21 protein-coding genes and 2 pseudogenes are annotated in these 20002 nt (G+C 35.0%); 17 read left to right on the forward strand and 6 right to left on the reverse strand.

Annotated elements, in window-relative coordinates; translation table 11 throughout:
* Positions 1-254: 254 nt before the first annotated feature.
* A complete protein-coding gene (locus BABA_RS13045; RefSeq protein ID WP_007085659.1) occupies positions 255-551 on the reverse strand; it encodes a hypothetical protein in 297 nt (98 codons plus the stop codon).
* Between the two features lie 431 nt (positions 552-982).
* Between BABA_RS13045 and BABA_RS13050 the strand changes: the two genes are divergently transcribed.
* Positions 983-1399, forward strand: a complete 417-nt coding sequence (locus BABA_RS13050) for a VOC family protein (RefSeq protein WP_007085660.1) — start codon at positions 983-985, stop codon at positions 1397-1399.
* Positions 1400-1685: 286 nt separating this feature from the next.
* Here BABA_RS13050 and BABA_RS13055 read toward each other — a convergent pair whose 3' ends face one another.
* A complete protein-coding gene (locus tag BABA_RS13055; protein WP_007085661.1) occupies positions 1686-1997 on the reverse strand; it encodes a hypothetical protein in 312 nt (103 codons plus the stop codon).
* 629 nt (positions 1998-2626) lie between these two features.
* On the opposite strand from BABA_RS13055, the gene BABA_RS13060 reads away from it, so the two are divergent.
* From BABA_RS13060 to BABA_RS28100, 3 genes and pseudogenes are all read left to right on the forward strand, one after another.
* Complete coding sequence (locus BABA_RS13060) at positions 2627-2866, forward strand: helix-turn-helix transcriptional regulator (RefSeq protein ID WP_007085662.1); 240 nt, start codon at positions 2627-2629, stop codon at positions 2864-2866.
* On the forward strand, positions 2856-3206 hold the full coding sequence (locus tag BABA_RS13065; RefSeq protein ID WP_007085663.1) for a hypothetical protein: 351 nt from the start codon (positions 2856-2858) through the stop codon (positions 3204-3206). Before BABA_RS13060 ends, BABA_RS13065 begins: the two co-directional genes overlap by 11 nt.
* 79 nt (positions 3207-3285) lie before the next feature.
* A pseudogene (locus BABA_RS28100) lies at positions 3286-3398 on the forward strand (DJ-1/PfpI family protein); the annotation flags it as partial.
* Between the two features lie 188 nt (positions 3399-3586).
* Here the strand turns inward: BABA_RS28100 and BABA_RS13070 are convergent.
* Entirely contained in the window at positions 3587-3838 is a 252-nt protein-coding gene (locus BABA_RS13070) for a hypothetical protein (RefSeq protein WP_007085664.1), read from the reverse strand.
* Between the two features lie 618 nt (positions 3839-4456).
* Here BABA_RS13070 and BABA_RS27325 point away from each other — a divergent pair.
* The 3 genes from BABA_RS27325 (at position 4457) to BABA_RS13090 (ending at position 7158) form a co-directional block, all read left to right on the forward strand.
* Positions 4457-4846: a hypothetical protein gene (locus BABA_RS27325; RefSeq protein ID WP_157273180.1), complete on the forward strand. Its 390-nt coding sequence runs from the start codon at positions 4457-4459 to the stop codon at positions 4844-4846.
* A gap of 1381 nt (positions 4847-6227) precedes the next feature.
* Complete coding sequence (locus BABA_RS13085) at positions 6228-6647, forward strand: GNAT family N-acetyltransferase (RefSeq protein ID WP_007085667.1); 420 nt, start codon at positions 6228-6230, stop codon at positions 6645-6647.
* Between the two features lie 208 nt (positions 6648-6855).
* Positions 6856-7158, forward strand: coding sequence for a hypothetical protein (locus BABA_RS13090; RefSeq protein WP_007085668.1), 303 nt, complete (start codon positions 6856-6858; stop codon positions 7156-7158).
* Positions 7159-7444: 286 nt separating this feature from the next.
* Here the strand turns inward: BABA_RS13090 and BABA_RS13095 are convergent, their stop codons facing one another.
* On the reverse strand, positions 7445-7894 hold the full coding sequence (locus BABA_RS13095; protein ID WP_007085669.1) for a MarR family winged helix-turn-helix transcriptional regulator: 450 nt from the start codon (positions 7892-7894) through the stop codon (positions 7445-7447).
* A 187-nt stretch (positions 7895-8081) separates the two neighbouring features.
* Here BABA_RS13095 and BABA_RS13100 point away from each other — a divergent pair.
* The 6 genes and pseudogenes from BABA_RS13100 (at position 8082) to BABA_RS13130 (ending at position 15602) form a co-directional block, all read left to right on the forward strand.
* A pseudogene (locus BABA_RS13100) lies at positions 8082-8936 on the forward strand (alpha/beta fold hydrolase).
* Positions 8937-9341: 405 nt separating this feature from the next.
* Positions 9342-9617 carry a hypothetical protein gene (locus tag BABA_RS13110; protein ID WP_007085671.1) on the forward strand — a complete coding sequence of 92 codons (276 nt, stop codon included), beginning with the start codon at positions 9342-9344 and terminating at the stop codon, positions 9615-9617.
* A gap of 290 nt (positions 9618-9907) precedes the next feature.
* Positions 9908-10294 carry a BlaI/MecI/CopY family transcriptional regulator gene (locus tag BABA_RS13115; protein ID WP_007085672.1) on the forward strand — a complete coding sequence of 129 codons (387 nt, stop codon included), beginning with the start codon at positions 9908-9910 and terminating at the stop codon, positions 10292-10294.
* A gap of 17 nt (positions 10295-10311) precedes the next feature.
* The gene (locus tag BABA_RS26050; protein ID WP_007085673.1) at positions 10312-12057 is read left to right on the forward strand and encodes a M56 family metallopeptidase; all 1746 of its coding nucleotides are present in this window, start codon (positions 10312-10314) and stop codon (positions 12055-12057) included.
* A 178-nt stretch (positions 12058-12235) separates the two neighbouring features.
* Positions 12236-14014: a beta-N-acetylhexosaminidase gene (gene nagZ, locus BABA_RS13125; protein ID WP_040346354.1), complete on the forward strand. Its 1779-nt coding sequence runs from the start codon at positions 12236-12238 to the stop codon at positions 14012-14014.
* A 223-nt stretch (positions 14015-14237) separates the two neighbouring features.
* Positions 14238-15602 carry a polysaccharide deacetylase family protein gene (locus BABA_RS13130; protein ID WP_007085675.1) on the forward strand — a complete coding sequence of 455 codons (1365 nt, stop codon included), beginning with the start codon at positions 14238-14240 and terminating at the stop codon, positions 15600-15602.
* A 280-nt stretch (positions 15603-15882) separates the two neighbouring features.
* On the opposite strand, the gene BABA_RS13135 is transcribed toward BABA_RS13130, so the two are convergent.
* Positions 15883-17106: an IS110 family RNA-guided transposase gene (locus BABA_RS13135; protein ID WP_007085676.1), complete on the reverse strand. Its 1224-nt coding sequence runs from the start codon at positions 17104-17106 to the stop codon at positions 15883-15885.
* A gap of 329 nt (positions 17107-17435) precedes the next feature.
* On the opposite strand from BABA_RS13135, the gene BABA_RS13140 reads away from it, so the two are divergent.
* From BABA_RS13140 to BABA_RS13155, 4 genes are all read left to right on the forward strand, one after another.
* Positions 17436-17699: a hypothetical protein gene (locus tag BABA_RS13140; protein WP_007085677.1), complete on the forward strand. Its 264-nt coding sequence runs from the start codon at positions 17436-17438 to the stop codon at positions 17697-17699.
* 98 nt (positions 17700-17797) lie between these two features.
* Positions 17798-18109, forward strand: a complete 312-nt coding sequence (locus BABA_RS13145) for a hypothetical protein (RefSeq protein ID WP_007085678.1) — start codon at positions 17798-17800, stop codon at positions 18107-18109.
* A gap of 227 nt (positions 18110-18336) precedes the next feature.
* Positions 18337-18519: a hypothetical protein gene (locus BABA_RS13150; protein WP_007085679.1), complete on the forward strand. Its 183-nt coding sequence runs from the start codon at positions 18337-18339 to the stop codon at positions 18517-18519.
* Positions 18520-18661: 142 nt separating this feature from the next.
* The gene (locus BABA_RS13155; protein WP_007085680.1) at positions 18662-18931 is read left to right on the forward strand and encodes a hypothetical protein; all 270 of its coding nucleotides are present in this window, start codon (positions 18662-18664) and stop codon (positions 18929-18931) included.
* Between the two features lie 73 nt (positions 18932-19004).
* Here the strand turns inward: BABA_RS13155 and BABA_RS13160 are convergent, their stop codons facing one another.
* Positions 19005-19844: a tyrosine-type recombinase/integrase gene (locus BABA_RS13160; RefSeq protein ID WP_007085681.1), complete on the reverse strand. Its 840-nt coding sequence runs from the start codon at positions 19842-19844 to the stop codon at positions 19005-19007.
* Between the last annotated feature and the right edge of the window lie 158 nt (positions 19845-20002).

The following is a 20002-nucleotide window of genomic DNA, read 5'->3' on the forward strand; positions in this document are numbered from 1 at the left end:
CTTACCTATCTGTCATCAATTACGAAGGATCGCTTTTTCTTTTTCAAGTAACTGGGAAGGTAAGGCGAAGAACATGAGTTTTATTGTTAAACGTTCTTGGTGCATATAAAATCAAAAGAAAAAGAACCCATTATTGAGTTCTTCCTCAAGAAATTTCACCCGTTAGCCACCCATGCAGCAGTTCTTCAACATCTGAGGTTAAAGGGGAATTTACATTTCCTTGTTAAATTGATTGGAATCCTTATGAAAAATAGCTACTTATTTATAGGGTTAATATTATTACTCATATCACGATTATTGGATGCTGTATTGTTATCTGCTTCAGCCGTCTCCACCACCTGGTTACCAATAACACCGCCTGAAACACCGCCTATAACAGTACCAATTAGTCCAAATGGAGCACCTATCATAGCACCCGCAACGGCATCAGTAAAAGTTCCAACTGCTTCACCAAAGTCACTGGTACCTTGATTAGCATTACTCCCAGCTTGGTTGCTGCCACTTTCTTCTTCATTTCCACCAAAGTTATTGCGTTCGTCACTGTGATTCATCTATTCACTTCCTCGTTTATTAATAGGGAATATGTTAAATATGAACGCACACCATCCTAAACATATACTCCCCAGCTGAAGTAGTTTTACTCACTATATGTTTAGGTAGCACGCTTTATCCTCATTTGTTGAAGAGTGTTGTTTAACTTGTGTTCAACTATCGGGTCAGATTGTGGAGGAGCTTTTTCAGGCATTAAGATTTACGCTTAATAAACTAAAGAAAAAATGTTATAAGAAATATGTGGTTATTAATTAAATAAAAGGGCAAGATATTTTAATGTGGTGTTTCCATACACATTAAATATGTGTTAATATTAAGAACTAATGTTCTGTGTGCAAAAATGAACCATTAGTAAATGAGATTTACATTTAATGAAAAACTTAATTGGAATAGCATTCTCGCCAGTAATTTCCACAGGAGGTAATGAAAAGTGGCATTCACATCCAAAAATATCTTTATCAATTTATCAGTAAAAGACGTGAACAAGTCCACCAATTTTTTCAAGGAGATAGGTTTTGAGTTCAACCCACAATTCTCCGATGAGACCACATCTTGTATGATCATCAGTGACAATATCTTGGCTATGATAATGATTGAAGAACGATTCAAAGGATTTAGTAAGAAGGAAATTGTGGATACTACTACTTCTGCCGAAGCAATTCTCAGCTTTTCAACTGAAAGTCGGGATCAAGTGGATGAGATAGTAAAAAAGGCACTGTCATCTGGTGGTAAATCTTTTAGTGAGCCTCAAGATCATGGATTTATGTATGTATGGGGGTTTCAGGATTTAGACGGTCATTTATGGGAAGTTGCTTATATTGATGAAAGTGCAATTAATCAAGAATAATCTTTAAGGTTTAGCGTTAGTTTATTCAGGTTTAATATTCTAAGGGGTGATGCCTTAAAAGGTATCACCTTTTTTTACCTTTACAGATTAGAAATATGTGAAGTAATGGACTTAAAGTAAAGGGTGCAATACTTGAAGATCCAGCTGCTATTTCTTGAAGGCTTTCTCTTATAGAACTAATGGAGGAGAATGGTGAAGAGGCCTTAATAATTAAACTGAAGAATTAAGTAAAAACTTTATGGGGAAGTATACAAATTGGGCAGAGAAAAGTTAATAGGTAAGCACCTTACAAGTGCTTACCTATTAAAACCTCATCCAGAGAAACGATTCTATGTTTTAACTCTTTATTCGAATCTAAAACACCTATAACAATTTGATTTTCTTCTGTTATTGTCGCATATCTGAAATGTTCATCCCCATTAATGAGTAAGGTTGTTACCTGTTTTGCCTCCATCCTCGGAAAGACACTTTCTATGTACTCGAGTGGTAGAAAATCATCTAATCCTTCTGTTGGTCTACCAACCCATTTAAATAGGAAATCTTTAAGTGTAAATTGCTCAATCATAGATAATTTTTTCTTGAATTGTAGTTTATCCACAGTTACTGTTTTCAGCTTAATCACTCCTAAATAGTAAGTAAAGTTTATACTTTCATATTCTTAACATCAACTGTATTATGGTGACAGAATAATTACATTTTGATTTCGAGTTAAGGTTAAATGTATTTTAGGTACTGTGTAATGGATCCCACCTAAGGAAAGGTGGTCTTTTTTGTTGATTGTAATGATAGACGAACCGTTCTTTATTTAAATCAGGTTCATAACTTAACAGTATTGATACGCCACAATTGATTTGCAACGGGTGCCGTAGCAGTCCCTTCTTGCCCGTAAAATAATGAAATGCAGGGGATAAATTTGGCGGAAGGGGAAAATTTCCATGTAATACTTGATTAAATTTGTGTTTGTATGAATATTATCAACCGATTGCACCACTCTAACTGTTTTTTGCACCCCTGAATATCATAAAATGCACCACCAAAAACCATAAATTACACCAGATCGATATTTGAACCTGACGGAATCATGAATTTCGTCAGGTTCTTTCTGCATTCTGGCTCTTGTTAAATCAAAGTAATCTGATTAAGCATAAAGGTATTTCATATTATTATAAAAGTTTACTTTACTTTTGTAAAAAGTGAGTTTATAATTTGATTCAAGAGGTGATGGTCATGAAGAAAGATTTTGGTGATTCGATATCAAATAAGGTTTATGAATATCGTGTACTTGCCAGAATGTCTCAGCAAGAATTAGCAGAGAAAGTCGGGGTTTCCAAACAAACCATCTTCGTAATGGAAAAAGGAAACTATGTTCCAACTCTGCTGTTAGCTTTTCGAATTGCCAAATTTTTTAATGTTGATGTAAACGATATTTTTACTTATATGAAAGGAAATGATCAAAATGAAAATTAAGTCTATCTCTGATATCCCTAACGCAATTTTTTACCCTTTAAAGTCTTGGGCTGAACAATCTTCGGGAAATTGGAATATTCTCATTGGAGTTGGTGGGTTACTGCTTATTGGTAGTGCGATTTTTGCCTATTTATTTTATAAGAAGATTGGGCAAGACGATGAACGGACAAATAAAATCTTTTTGAAAAGCAGTTACTGTATGTTGTGGGCAATTATTCTATGTGACGTGATTTTTCCCAAAGACTATATGTGGAACATCTTTTTCTTGTTCAAATATACGCTGGCATTTTTAGCTGGTGGAATTTACTTGGCTGTCCAATATAAAAAGGATTTTTCATAAGAAAAGGTCGAGGAGAGAGGCTCAGCCATGGATGGAGAATAAGACAAGGCTGGTAAATATGCTAACTAAGCGATATGGAACGGGTGGAATTTCAGCAGGTATCAATATGTCTTTTATATCATCAAACGTTTATTAGGTTCAGAGATAGCTCAAACAACGGCTAAAAGAATGGAGTACGATATTGTTATTTAATCTTTATTAAACTAAAGGGTGCTTATGTTAAAGAGTGGGATGGCTGCTAACGGTTTCTCTTCTTGGGGACAAAAGTTAAAAAAACAGTAAAAATCGCATCTAATTTAGCACCACAAAAGCATCGGTTTTAGCACCGATGTTTTGTATTAATAGTAATTTATACCTTATAAAATTGTATGGTTTCGAATTTAATTATTTTTCAAATCAAAACGAGCTATTTCTTTATCATCTAACAATACTATTAAAGTGGCATCTAAAGCATTATCATTAAGTTTCTTTAATTGTTCTTTTGGTGGTACAAGAAGCGGCACCTGGGGATTTTCTTCACTCACACCTAAATCGTAGTGAAGAGTATACTTTCCTTCTTGGTTAGGTTCTAGAATAGGTGAAAAAGTATGTCCGTATTTTGAATCCCCCTTTCTTATCCAATCTATACCCACATTTTAACATAGCACCTCCATATTTTTGGAAAATTTTTATTCCATTAACTTCACTTCGCTGCATTTATCGCAAACTAAATCTTGCTCTGCCTAAGTAAAAACAGCGGACCTTTTGGTCTCTAAAGTCGTAAACAAATTCGCACTAAATAATAGTGTACTATGGCTATTCTACACTGTTATTTAGTGCGGATTTTGATTCTATTTTTATCGAATTCTCTAAACAAATGGCTTTTATAAGGAAAGGATTAATAAGGAGTGACTCCAATATTTAATTATTTCAGGAACAGTGTGAAATTTGAAATATAATAGGAATTAGTAAATTAGATTAAATGAAGCAGGGGGTATAAACGATGATTCGAAAAAGAACTTTACATATTCTAAATGGGCAAGCTATGTATAATTTTTTTAAAAGGACAAATTTTCTTGAACAAGAATTGATGATCCCTTTTAACGAGGCTATGTGTTATGGAAAAACGTATAAAGATCTATTTTCAAATGAGTTTACTGAAATACGTGCTAAGGTCCATCACGTAACTCCAGTGCAATATAGTGAAACCATACTAAAACCATTGGTGCCACTCTTTAGTGAAAAATTCACTCATATAGCTTTATGGTTTGATGCTGATATGTTTTGTCAATATACTATCCCTTTTAGCTTGGTTAGACCAAGCAGAGCATACAGATGCTATTGATCTTTATATAGTCGGTGATCAATTTAAACCTAGGAGTCATTTTACCTTAAAAGCGAAGGGTTATTATGCTATTTACAAACAAGTGTTGATTGATAAAAAGATGCCTGAAAATACCTATCCAGATCCTTTAAAAAAGGGGGTTGAGCTGTATTTGAATTACCTTAAAAAAGACAGTGATCTTATGATGTATATTTACAAGTATAAAGATGTTCCAGAAGAAGAACTTATGTTAGCATTACTTAAAAAATTTAAACATTATGGGTTAGGAGATACACAATATTTTGAAATTATAAAATCTCTTCGCCAAAAACATTAATAAGATTTATTTCCTTTATTCGTTTCTATTTTATAACCCTTAGTGGAATATCGACATATGTTTAAATAAATATTAATTGAAAGGGAGTTGTCTCCTTATGCAACGGATAAAACTTATGATTAAAGTGCTTCTGAATGAACCTTTGTGGTTCAAAATACTAATTTCTATAACTTTCCTTGCTTCAATTATTTTAAGCAGTTCAAATTTTTCAAATTTTTCAAATCATGCTTATTTGCGAAGTTGTTCTAAATTAGCAGCGGCTATCTTTTTTTGTGCTTACGGTTTTAAATTTAGGAGGAATTTTAAAACAGCTTTACTCTTCTATTCTTGTTCGGTAATATGTATTTTCCTATCCATTAGGTCATTATTTTAGTTTTATAATAGATTGAAATTAGCACATAAAAAAGATAAAAATTAATAGACCTTCTTTAACTAACTGGGTGCGATGCTTCAATATTGAAGGGTCGCCTTTCTTTCATAAAGTAACGGGCGAGAAGATATAAAAAAGGTCTTTTCCAAAGCCCTTAAAGGAGTAATATCAGTAGACAAATAATTGTTACAAGGTGGGAGGATATTAAAAATATCTTATCAATTATCAGGAGGATTTATGGAGTGATAGGATGGCAGGAAATATAATGGATAAACCTTTTTTCAACAATGATTACCAAAAAGTTGAGGACTTAATATTAATAAGATAAAAGGCATAGAGTCTTTCTTTAGCCTATCAAATGAACGTAAGAGAAGGCACTACACCTATAGTTTATTATCAGACCTTAAATTGCCAAACAATCTACATTTCATTAATGGCTTTGTTAGGGTGATAAAAGAGTATCAAAAGGCTAATAAGAAAATCAAGAAAAAATCCAATCCTCCTTTTTCAACTAAAGGGTGCTTTACTTTTAGATATATAACAACTAAAAATCGATAAGATATTATCATTAAAGAAAGTAACCTTAGGTTGCTTTTTAACTAGTTAGTCTCGATTGTCTGTTGTTTTTGATTCAAGGATAGGTTTGTCAATTGATTCAGCGAATTTATCTTTGATAGCAGGTCTATGTTCGTCAGTTCGTGTATTCCATATACTATATTTAATTGTATTTGGTGAGTCTGTGTTTTCATTGGGCATTATTAATCCACCTCGATTAAATATATTAATAAAAAGTTAGCTACACAAAATATAGAATGCCTCTAAAAAAAATTTTTAATCCTTTTCACTTTTAAAAAAGTTAATTAGTAACATGATGAACTACTAACAGGTAAAGAGCTTACAGAAAGTTGTTGCAACTCCTTTTCTTATTCAAGTAACGGGAGGTTGGTGTAAGAAAGGTTTGTTTTATTGATTAGCGAATTTAGTAATCTAAAAAGATAAGGAGACTACATTTTGAAATCCCTAAAAAAGGCTCAATTAATTGATTTAGATAATATAGTGAGGATTGATGAAGAAATAATCGGTAACAAAAGTAGATGGGAATACATTAGGAAAGCCACTGAAGATGGGAGATGTATAGTTGCTAATGATAAGAATCTTATCATTGGTTTTTTAATATTTGATACTCATTTCTTTGATTGTAGCTTCATTTCACTGATAATTGTTAGACCAACTGAAAGACGAAAAGGATACGCTACATCGCTAATTGAGTATTTTATAAACATTTCGCCAACAAAGAAAATTTTCTCTTCAACCAATAAATCAAATCAAAGAATGCAAGAAGTTTTTAATGCAAATGGATTTACTCAAAGTGGATTTATTGAAAACTTAGATGAAGGAGACCCTGAGATAATTTACTTTAAATCTAAATAATTCGTGTTCAACTAAATGGGCTGGATAGTGGAACATTAAGGGGGTATCACAATGATTATTAATAAAAAAGTGTCTGCAATACATGCTAACACTTTTTCAGAGCTATTTAAAGACTCTTTTTTTACTTTTGGGACAAACATCCACACTCGGAGACAAAACCATTCATAAGTTATCTAAATGAGTAGAAAAGAGAGGAGAAGAAGTATTGGTGGGGAATGATAATAAACAAAAACAAAAGCCAATTGAAGAAAAAATGGTGGAAGAACAAATCATCCCTTTAGAAAAATACAATTTAGTTCACAATTGGAAACTCATAATGCAATTCAATTTTGCTTTATTTAAAAACAAAGATGAATTTGTAATTATTAATAATAATGATGAATATATAGCTCGTTTTAGCATTACCGATGTAGAGGTAATCGAACTAAAAAAAACCTCATCTGGATTAACTCCGAAGATTGATTTTAAGAATAAAATGATTAAGATACCTAATTATTACGAAGCACTGTGAGTAATGAGTATTTATAATATAAAGGTTATTTTCGGGGGAATAAGGAGTTTTTAGAAAAGGGATTGTGACTGCAATTCCTTTTTTGTTATTGAACTAACTGGGGGCTTTAGTGAAAATGGTTCTTCAGCAATCGGGCGCAATTCTAGAATAAACGTCTCTTTTCCTCGCAACTAATGAGCGTTTTAATCAACAAGGATTTCGATAATAATGGTATCGAAATAGTTATTACATCGTACATAGAAAAAAATCCACTCTTAGCTATTAGAGTGGATTTTTTCTATTGCCTCTATTTCTCAGAGATTTTATTCAGCTGATGTAACAGGCGCTTGATTGTTTCGTTTATTTCATCCAATTCCTTTTTATTCATGCCAGCAGCGTCGAATAAGGATTGTGGGACACACGATGCCTTTTCCTGTAGGGCTTTACCAGCTTGCGTTATAAAAATGTTCATGACGCGTTCGTCCACTGTGTCACGACGACGCTCGATGAGACCGGCAGCTTCCATACGTTTGAGTAGCGGAGTCAGTGTACCTGTATCAAGATTAAGCACTTCACCCAGCTCTTTAATTGTTCTTTGTGGCTTCTCCCACAAGGTAACTAAGACTAGATATTGAGGATAAGTGAGCTGAAGTTTATCTAGGTAAGGGCGATAAAGTCGTAAGATAGCCCGCGAACAGGCATACAATGAGAAACATAAGTGATCCTTTAAGTTAAGATTATGCGGGTTATTCTCCATGGTTGCACCTCTAATGATTAGTATTTCTCTTATTAATAATTTAACATACCTCCTGAATAATAAAAAGTATTTTGCGAAATTTAATTGTTGACAACATTATAAAATGAAGGTAAGATGAACTTACAAATTAAGTTTTGCACAATACAATTTTGCAAAATATAAAATAAAAATAATGGAGGAATTTAAAATGAGTAAACTTACAGTAGGATTTGAAAATGGTGCACCGATTGAGCTTCACATTGAGGATGTAGGATCTGGAAAACCAGTAGTGTTAATCCATGGTTGGCCACTTAGTGGGAGATCTTAGGAAAAACAAGTACCAGCATTAGTTGAGGCTGGTTACCGAGTCATTACGTATGATCGTCGTGGATTCGGGCAGTCTTCACAGCCATGGAATGGGCATGAATATGATACGTTTGCGGCAGACCTACACAAAATACTGGAGCATCTTGATCTTCGTGATGTAACATTGGTTGGCTTCTCGATGGGTGGAGGCGAGGTTGCTCGTTATATCGGTACTTACGGAACAGAGCGTGTATCAAGAGCTGTACTAGCAGGGGCAGTACCTCCGTACCTTTACAAAACTGAGGATAATCCGGACGGCGGATTTGACGATGCAATAATTAGAGGCTTACAAGATGGAGTAAAGGCAGATCGAATTGCATTCCTCGATAACTTTACGACGAACTTCTTCGCATCTGGGGACAGAACGGATCTAGTGAGCGAAGAATTCCGATTATACAATCGTGACATTGCAGCATTTGCTTCACCAAAGGGCACACTTGACTGTATCGCAGCGTTTAGTAAAACAGACTTCCGTGGTGATTTAGATAAGTTCAACGTACCAACACTAGTTATTCACGGTGATTCAGATGCCGTCGTTCCATTGGAAGTCAGCGGGCAAAAGGCGCATGAACGGATTCCGAACAGTCAGCTTGTGGTAATTAAAGGTGGTCCTCATGGGTTTAATGTGACGCACGCCGAGGAGTTCAACGCGGAACTGATTCAATTTTTGAATGCTACTGAATCAGATTCTATATAATAAATTTTATTATGAATAATGAAGGCATCAAATTGCGTGCCTTCATTTATATCAAAATAGGTGTTTACATACCTACTAAGTGGAGGTGTATGTAACATGTACTTGAATACTATTTTACTAAATACTCTAATTATATTGGTAATTCCCTTTATTATTTACTTTAAAAATACTGATAAGAAAGGGAAAATGCCTTTTATCTTCGCATGCTTTATTTATTTAATTATCGCTAGTCCTGTTATTTATGGAGTAATTAATCATAAAATAGTTCAATATAAAGATGCGGATATTGGTTTGGGTCTTTCATTTTTTATAACATGGTTTCTTACAATCTGTGCATTTTTAATCTCGATATATTTCTTAATTAAAGAGAGAAGTAAATAATATAGTTTGGAGGTTTCATGGTAAGTGGAATACATTCTCATAATCATAGCTTTTCTTTTTATAATAAAATTATTGGCTAAGGTGGATAAATTAGAAGGTAGTATAAAAAGAATGCAATACACCTTAGACCAATTAACCCAACAATCGGGACTACCTGAAAATCCAATAAATGATGAACTACGTAAGCTAATAAAAGAGGGCGAAGACATAAAAGCAATTAAAAAAGCCAGAGAAACTTTAGGTCTTTCACTGTTAGAAGGAAAAGAATATATTGATAGGTTAAAATCCGATAACAGATAATGCTTAACTAAGCACAAAACGAGAGACCAAATTAGAAAGATTGAGAAATGTGGTGCAGTTGCACTGCCTTAATAAAAAAGTCAGTTCATGAACGTTTACGGCAAATGTTAAATGAGAAGGAAGACATAGGTAGAGTAATTGGAGCCTATGCCTTTTTTTTGTTTTGAAAATGTACTTTATTACTCATTTTTCCTTCCTGTTATTCAATTTGGGGAAAAAAGGACGTTGACAACTCCATCCTACAAGTGTAGTCTTTATTGCAGATTACACTTGTAGGATGGAGGGCAAAGATGAAGAAAGCAGAGTGCAATATATCTGATGCAGAGTGGATTGTAATGAAGGTGCTATGGGAAGAAACTCCATCTCCATTAACTTCTGCGAAGATAGTAGAGGCTGTAAGTTCTAATAAGAAATGGAGTCCCAAAACAATTCATTCATTAATAAGTAGACTGGTAAAGAAAGGTGCTATAGGTGTAAAAAAGGAGATGCCTCTTTATGAGTATTATCCTTTGGTAGATAAAAGAGACTGTGTACTGGAAGAAACAAGGTCGTTTATTCAAAAGGTATACGATGGTTCTATCCACCTTATGCTCGCCAATTTTATAAAAGAAGAGAAGATTTCTGAGAAGGAAATAGAAGAACTGGAAAGGTTGCTTCATAAAAAAAATAACGATTAAAAGGCAGGGAATGGGACATGGTTTTATCTGCAGTATTTAAAGAAGTCTTATTACTGTCACTTATGGGTAGTATTCTAGCATTGGGCATACTTGCCGTAAAGGCGATTTTTAGACAAAGGCTTAGTGCAAAGCTTCATTATTATATTTGGATTTTGCTTGTACTTAGGCTAATACTCCCAATAGACATTCAAAGTCATATAAGCTTTATGAATTTTATTAGAATTGATCAGAAGGAACTTGATCCTCATTTTATAGCAGATCAATATGTTCCTAACATAATAACAAACAGTACGATCACAACCGAAAATACACCGTCTATTGAAGATAGTAACGCATTAGCTGATCCAGGTATTATGGGCGCTATTTTTAATTATGAAACTGTAGCGGTGCTGTGGATAATTGGTGTTTCATCGATTTTACTCTATATTTTATGCGTAAATACCTTGATGAGGGCTAAATTGAAAAAGTGTTCAGTCTGTGAAAGAGAAGACTTAATTGAAATTTTAGAAGCAGAAAAATCAAAGCTTAAAGTTAATTCAAAGATAAAAATTATTTATAGTAATTATTCGAAATCACCAGCAGTTTACGGGATGATCCGTCCTAAAATTATTATTCCAGAGGAGCTTATAGGCAAATTAACCCTGGAAGAGTTTAGGTTTGTGTTAAGCCATGAATTAACTCATATTAAGAACAAGGATTTAGTGGTAAACACCTTACTTATGATTGTTAAAGCAATCTATTGGTTCAACCCCTTAATCTGGTATTCACTTAATCAGGTAAAACAAGACTGTGAAGTGGCTTGTGATGCGACTGTCATCAGCACTTTAAAGACAGAAGAAGTAAAAAAATATGGTCAGACAATAATCAATATGCTTAGATTATTCTCAGAAAAAAGGAGTACTACTGGGACATTAGGATATGCAAGTAAATACAATAAACGGAGAATTGTTATGATTACACAATTTAAAAAAAGTTCGGCAATATGTGCAGTATTAGCTCTATCTCTTACAATTATGGTAGGATGTTCAAGCACCATTAAACCTGGCAGTTCAGATGTTAGCCCAAATGAAAACAGTGATACAAATAGGTCAACTCTGTCAGTGGAAAAAGCAACTCAAGAAGAAGCATCACAAAGAAATAAAACGCAAGACAAAACAAGTCAAGCAACACAAAGTAATACAACGCAAGACAAAACAAGTCAAGCAACACAAAGTAATACAACGCAAGGCATAACAAGTAAAGCTTCAGCATCGAATAACAATACCTCTGCTTCATCATCTAATGGGGACACTCAAAGAGAGCTTCTTTCAAGTATCATGAAATTGGCAAAGCAGGGTAAAATCATCAACTCAGAGTTTCCGGTTAAAACTACTGTTATAGAAGACATAGAGAAAAAGCTAGGAAACCCGGATAAGGTTGATTGGGTACCTAATGCTAAAGGAAATTATGCTGTCTTTTCAAAATACAATGTGGTATTTGGTTTCAACAAAGGGTCACAGATTTTTGAGGCGAGATCCTTTGATAAGAAATTAAATGAATTATCACTTTCTATGGTAAAGAAAGTATTTGGAACTCCGGCATATGATGTGGAAAGTAATGGCGAGGAAATTATTGGGTATGTTGCAAATTCGGAATACAAGATTTTGTTAGTATTTCCTAAGCCTTCAAACAGCAATCCGGACCCGGTAATGGACCACTACTCTGTACTTTACCCTAAGGGGACCTTTAATAATATGTCAAACGATCCGGGAAGACAATGGTGATAAAATATGAAGCAAAAAAGGATCGATTATTGCTAACGAGTTCGGTAATAAGGTGCAAACTTTATAATTTAACATCTCGGGAGAACCTGTAAGTTTGATTACCGATAAGAAGGATGGGAAATGTGGGGACCAACTGCAACAACCAGTGAAAAGAAAAGATAGAAAGGGGAATTGTAATATGAAAAGACGAAGGGCTTCTAGAAATAAACTACTTATTTTTACGATTCCACTTTTAATTTTAGCCTTAATCATTGGCGTTTATTATTATGCAATCAAAGAAAATAGTAGTGAACAGAATACCCAAGGTAAAGAAAGTCCAATTATTACTCAACCTTCCGGTAAAAATACAGTGGATTCGAAGAATGAGCGGAATTCAAATCTTGAGAAATTAGTAGAGGAAACGTTTTCCTTATCTAAGGAAGGTAAGGTTCCGAATATTCCCTTTGTTTCTGGTAAAACAGAACGGAAGGAAGTAAATCAAGAGTGGGGAAAATCAGACCATATTTCGGAAACTGCTAAAGGCAGGTATGAGGAATACAAAAGTCATCATGCTACAATCGGCTATGTCGATCAGACTGTAAATGATATACGGTCATATGATTCCGAACTGCAAAATATCTCTTTAAATGACATTAAAAAAACGGGTGGGGAACCCGATGACATTCGATACTATAAAGATTCAACGCATGACCAAATAATCCTTGTCTATCATGAAAACACTTCTACAGATTTATTATGGGTTTTACCAGTAAAAACAGAACAGGAGCCAAATCCTAAAGTTGACCATATCTCACTCTTTACACAGATTGAAAAGACACCAAATCAACAACCACAAGTTGAAAAACCGAATCAACAAGGAAATCAATCCATTTCAGCGGTGATTTCTAAAATGAGCTTAGAAGATAAAATTGGCCAGATGATTCTTGCTGGGGTTTCTGGGACTACAATGGATGCAAGCGCAAAAAAATTAATAAGCCAAATCCATGTCGGAGGAATTATTTTTTACAAAAATAATTTTGAAACCTCTGCACAAGCCGTTCAATTTGTGAATCAACTGAAAGCTGGAAATAGTTCAAGTCTGCCGCTTTTACTAGGTGTTGACCAAGAGGGTGGACGTGTGACAAGATTGCCGGGTGGACTTGTTAACTTTCCTCCAAATAAACAGATTGGACAAGTAAATAATCCCGAGTTTTCTTATAAAGTCGGCACACTATTAGGGCAAGAATTAAAAGAATTTGGTTTAAATCTCGATTTTGCACCTGTTCTCGATATTAACAGCAATCCGAATAACCCAGTAATCGGGGATCGATCATTTGGGAACAATGCGGAAATAGTAAGCAAACTTGGGGTTCAAACGATGAAAGGGATACAGTCTCAGAACGTTATCACGACAATTAAGCATTTTCCTGGTCACGGAGATACATCGGTAGATTCCCATCTGGACCTTCCAATTGTCAATAAAAGCCTTAAGGAACTTAAAGAACTAGAGTTAATTCCGTTTGAACGTGCGATTAATCAAGGAGCAGATGTTGTGATGGTCGCCCATATCTTATTGCCCCAATTAGATAAATCGAATCCAGGGACTATGTCAAAAGCTGTCATGACGGATCTTCTTAGAAAACAACTAGGTTTTACAGGAGTAATCATGACGGACGATATGACAATGGGAGCCATAACAGAACATTTTGATACTGGTAAAGCAGCCGTTGAATCAGTTAAGGCAGGAAGCGATATAATTTTAGTAGGACATGACTATAATAATGTTGTAAAGATTATCTCCTCTTTAAAAACGGCTGTTCAAAATGGGGAAATTTCCGAACAAAGATTAAATGAAAGTATAGAAAGAATTATACAACTAAAAAGAAACTATAGCATTAACGATACGAAAGTAGAAAGTCCTAAGATAAATGAAATAAATCACTCAATCAATAGTCTTATGAATAATTATTTACATTAATTATTCATATTGGTTTGTGGTTAACCTTATAATACGAAACCAGCTAATAGAAGTTAATCAGTTATTCCGTTATAGGGCGCTTTAATGGAGCAATGAAAATCCTAATTTCTCATTTTATGCTGAGAAATTAGGCAGTTTAATAACGTTGTTAATCTTTCCTGACCTATCCCTATAAGAGTTTATGCGATGTACACTGAAAACTACAATACTAGGAGTAGATTTAATGAAGAAATGTTTTACCCTGATACCGATTTTGCTAATAATAGTTTTTATGGTAGGCTGTCAGGATCATACATCAACAACGAATATAGCGAAAATACATTCTCATTCTAGCCAAAAGGAACACCATGACAAAAAATCAAAGCCTAACAAGATACAGGAAGAGAAAAATCAAAAAGAACAACTGTTAGCACAGGCCAAGTTTTCAGCTAAACAATATGATTACCAAAAATCTATAACTCTATTAAAACAATCAGATATTTCTAAGGATGTAGACATTCTAAGTGCCATTGATACATACGAAAGACAAATGAAAAATCTTGTGACATGGCCAGACAATAGCCAGATCTCTCATTTATTTTTTCACTCATTAATTGTCGATCCATCCAAGGCATTTGATGGAGATAATATGACTCAAGGTTATGAAGATTACATGGTGACTATCAATGAATTTAAAAAAATTATAAATCAATTATACGAGAGAGGATATGTCCTTTTGAATCTTCAGGACATTGCAAAACTCGATAAAAAGGGGAAAATGGTTTATCAGGACATTAAATTGCCGCCTGGTAAAAAACCAATGATATTGTCGCAGGATGATGTTAGCTATTATGAATACATGAAAAATGATGGATTTGCTAAAAACTTAACACTTGATGCCAATGGAAATGTCACAAATACCTATGTAAATGAGAAGGGGAAAGCCGTACAAGGAGCTTATGATCTAGTTCCTATCGTAGATAACTTTGTTAAAAAACATCCGGATTTCTCTTACAAGGGAGCCAAAGGGATCATTTCGTTAACCGGATATAACGGAGTACTAGGATATCGAACCTCAGAGAGTGGCTATGGTCCAAATAGTGATGAGCCTGATCCAAATTTCAAAAAGGATCAGCAGCAAGCGAAAAAAGTAGCTAATGCGCTGAAAAAAGAGGGATGGAGGTTTGCCTCTCATACTTGGGGACATCTTAATGCACAGGAAGTATCTTTGGATCTCTTAAAAAAAGATACATCTAAATGGAAAAAAGAGGTGGAACCAATTGTCGGACCAACAGACACGATTATTTTCGCTTTCGGTAGTGATATTGGAGGCTGGAAACAGTATTCCAATGATAAATATCACTATTTGAAAAGCCAGGGCTTTAATTACTATGCCAATGTGGACGCATCAAAGGCTTACTGGTCCCAATTAGGTCCAGATTACTTCCGACAAGCTCGTATTAATGTAGATGGTTTACGGATGCGTGAAGCATTAAACGGAGAAAACAAAATATTATATCAATTTTTCGATGTTAAACAGGTTTTTGACTCCTTACGACCAACTGCCAAGAAACCTATTCTGTATAAGGGGAGCAGCAACAATTCGTGATATATATGGCCATTTTGGCAATTCAGCTAATAATGTGCAATGATATTCCACAATCGGGCGCGATTGTGGAATAAGCGTCCCTTTTCTTATTTAACTAACATGTGCTTTTGTTCAGGATGATGATCGCTGTGGCGGTCATTTTTTTCTTGTTGAACTACCATGAAAATTAACTTCTGTAATAAAGTGAAAAAGGCAATACTGAAGAAGACGCAGCTCATTCGTTTTTTAAAAAAGGGGAGAGCGCCAATATCATGGATCTATGGTGATAAAGTGAACTGGATTAGGAAGCTTTAGGTTCTTCTAACGTAACGGTGTATCCTAAACTTTCGAGTCGTCTCAGTGAATGCCGAACGATAGATTGTTGTCTCTGCTTATCAAAGTAGTCTTCGCCTAAGTCTACATACATTTCTTTTCGGGTTAAGAGATAATAAGAGATACGTAACATTGCGTGAGCGACTACAATACCAGCACGTTTCTTACCCTTTCGGGATGCTGTACGTCTATACAGTGCGCCAAGATAGTTTTTGGATCCCCTTACTGAATGAGCTGCTTCTGTTAAAGCAGATCTTAAATACTTATTTCCTTTTTTAGTTTTGGCTGATTTTCTTTTTCCAGCGCTTTCATTTTGCCCAGGAACTAGCCCTGCCCAAGAACACATATGAGCTGCAGTAGGGAATTGTTTCTTTACATCAGTACCAATTTCAGATAGGATTTGTTCAGCCATTCTGGTTGCTATACCAGGAATTGAATCCAGTCGTGCTACATCTTCTTGATGAGAGCTGACTCTGTCCGCAACTTCTTTATCAAGCATCTCGATTTGCTCAGTAAGAAAATCAATATGACCTAAAATGGTTTTTAACATGAGGCGTTGATGTGAATTGATATAGCCTTTTAAGGCGAGTTCCAGTTCTTCCTTCTTCTTCTTCATACTGCGTCGAGCGAAGTTTGCTAGTTTTTCAGGGTCCTCTTCACCATCGGCAATGGCATCAAGCATATCTCGTGCTGAAACACCCAACACATCTGAAACCACAGATCCCAACTTAATGTTCGCGCCTTCTAACACTTTTTGGATTCGATTATGTTGTCTGGCGCGTTCTTCAATGATACTTCGGCGATAGCGAACGAGTTCACGCAATTCACGTTGATTTCGGTCAGGGATATAACTGGCTTTAAGTAGTCCATGGCGAAGAAGTTTGGCAATCCATTCTGCATCCTTCACATCTGTTTTTCGTCCTGGGACAGCCTTCATATGCTGGGCATTTACCACTAAAAACTCGATATCCTCAGCTTCTAGTAAATTCACAATAGGCTTCCAATAAACACTCGTGCTTTCCATGGCGACATGGGTACAATTATGTTGTTTAATCCAGTCAACCAACGTTAATAGAAACACAGTTTTAGTAGAGAACGTTTGAATCTCCTTTCCTTCAGGTGTCAAAATACAGGCAGTAATATTGTCCTTATGGACATCCATACCGCATGCTCTTTCAATGACTACATCCATTGAAAACATCCTTTCTACGGCGAACATGATAATTAGAGGCTGGTGCAACAACCAGAATAGGATTAATCTACCATGTGTGCTTCCCGTAAGGGAGCGACAGTCAGTGGTGCACCGTGGTCGGTGGAGTCAGACTAACGGATGGGCTCTAACGCACCATAGTTCAGTGACCTTCCTCTCCCAGCCGTAGAATCAGTATGGACAGTTAGTGACCATTTTCATTCTCTGTGGTGAAGCGCTGATTTTTGCGCTTCATGGATGGCTAACGGGGCAGAATAGTTCAACAAACTATTGGGTTATTTTGGCAAAATACCATTAAAGGAGGGATTGTTTTGAAAGAAAATAAACAGGCTCTTTATTTCAATATGATTTTGGGTACAATTGGAACCATACTCATTGCTTTATCCGCAGTGAGGTATCAGACTAAAGAATATAATTATATCGGATATGTAATGATATTTTTTGGCTTTGCATTAACGATTAGCTATATTAATTATTTAGAAAAAAAATCAGGAATAAGCAAAAAAATGACTTGGATTAGGTTTATTGTATCTTTCATTTTATTTATTTCTTTTTCATATTTCTTATATTTCTAGTTATTTATTATTCAAGTAACGGGTAGCAATAGCACAAGAACCTAGTTAGCTTCTCTTGTTTCACTTCAATAGGGTAATGAATTTTTCAGGGAGAGTAGATGTTGAATATGAATCAATTATATTTGTCATTAAATGAAGCAGGTTTGATTTTTAAGGGGCAGACAGCACTTGCTCAGGAGGAGGTTGATTACATTCTTCTTGAAACCTATGAGAACGGAACAACACATTCAGTGGATGTGAATACATTCGAAACGCTTTTCGGGGATGTAAAAGGTAATCCGACCTATGAAGCCTTGTCAGGAACTCATACTTTTAAATTGGGAGATATGATATACACTATGACTGCTGAGGAAATGGGTTACCAAAAGTATTTCGACCAATGGAAAGAGCAAGGATTATTTAAATCTTAATCAACTAACGGGTGCGTGTGATCCAGGAAGGATTAACCGCCTTTTTTGTGAATTCCTTATTAAGCAAACGTTGCAGAAGAGTTGAATAAGATTATCAATTGATGTTCTGTTTCTTTTGTTATTAAAATCAGGAATTTAAAATTAAAGTTTTAGTTATTGTGTTATTATTTGGTTAAAGTGATTGTACTAAAAGATTTAAACAAAATATAAATCAAGGGGTGTTAAATATGTCTAAAGAAGTTATTGCCATAGTCGCCATAGTTTCTTTTGCAGTATGGATTGCGGTTTCCCGAGAAGCTGTAAAACCTTCAAAAGAGATAAATTGGCGAAAAATGATAACCTTACTCTTTGCGGGAACTTTATCGGCATTTGTTATAACCATTTCGCTTTTTCAAAGCCTGCCGTTTTAGTTCCGTTAACGGGTGCGTTTCTACAATAAGTGGAGACGCATTTTTCTTATTGAAGTAACGGTGCAGGTTTGTGCAAGAAGGATGATATTAAATCTACATTATCAGATAAAGTTATTTCTATTAAAAAGAGAGGTGGTGGGGTATGAATTTTGGAGCGTGGGTTTTTTTCATTGTTTTTGGAATAGGGTTAATTTGGGCTGTTAAAAACAAAAGAATAACAAAATTGGATATGTCGTTATTCATTGCTATTGTCCTTGTGTATTACTTAATTGCTTATTTGTTTGACAATGAAATGCTAAGTCCATTTATTTTCAAAGAGGATAGTTTCACAATTAGTTTTGTAGGGTTTATTTTGTTAATCGGTACTTTTCTTTTAGTAAGATATATAATCAATAAATTTAAGAAAAAATAGTAGTTGATATTCAAGTAACGGGGTGCAATAGAGCAAAAGGCAGCGGAGTTTCCATTGCCTTTTGCTAGAATTTCTAAAAATATTTTCTATAAAATTCTCTTCTAATGCTTCCACTTAACTGGGCATAAATCCTAGTGGTCTCGCTTTTTTCGTGTCCTAGTAAACTTTGAATGACATCGAGAGGGGCACCGTTGTTCAATAGGTGTGTGGCATAGCTGTGGCGTAGTTGGTGTGGGTGGATTTCTTTATTGATCCCTGCACGGCTTGATATTCGTTTTATTATGTACCTCATCTGACCAATACTCATTTTATGCGGGTGCCGTTCAGTTACAAAAATGGCTGGGTCTTTATCCTGACGAAAATCTAAGTATCGTTTCAGCCAAATTTCACAACGTATATTAAAATAGACCTCCCTTTCTTTATCCCCCTTTCCCTGAACAATGGCAGAGCGATTTGACCAATTGATACAATTCTTTTCCAGAGAAACTATTTCACCAATTCTACAACCTGTGGAAAACATAAACTCAAATAATGCCTTTTCCATTGGAGTTAAACACGCTTCCCTTAAATGCTCAATTTCCCTCTCTGTTAAGAATTTTGGGATTCGTTTCCCTTGTTTAGGTTCTTTAATTTTAGCAGCTGGATTTTTGGTTATATGACCTTCTTCGTGTGACCAACGAAATATCGATTTAATGAATCGAATTCGATGAGCTAAACTTGATGGTTTTAGATGTTCACTAGATTTTGCTAGATATCCTTTCAACTGATCAGTGGTTATTGATTCAATACTCACATCGTTTATGTGTTGGACGAGTAACTTAGATTGGAGCCTATACGCTTTTAATGTCTGTGAAGAAAATCCTTCAATCCTTTTATCCGATTCATAAAGTTCCCAGGCTTTTGTTAATTGCAAAATCAATTCCTCCTTATTGATTGTATTAGAGGAATTATTGCCTTGAATATTGAAGTAAAGACTTAGCTATTGAAGTAACGGAGCAGGTTACTTGAAGAAGGATGACACTAAACTCATATTTTTCTCGTCAGTTTAAATGTAAGCGTCAAATATTACCC

Origin of the sequence: Neobacillus bataviensis LMG 21833 (genome assembly GCF_000307875.1) — a bacterium.
GTDB lineage: Bacteria > Bacillota > Bacilli > Bacillales > Cytobacillaceae > Neobacillus > Neobacillus bataviensis.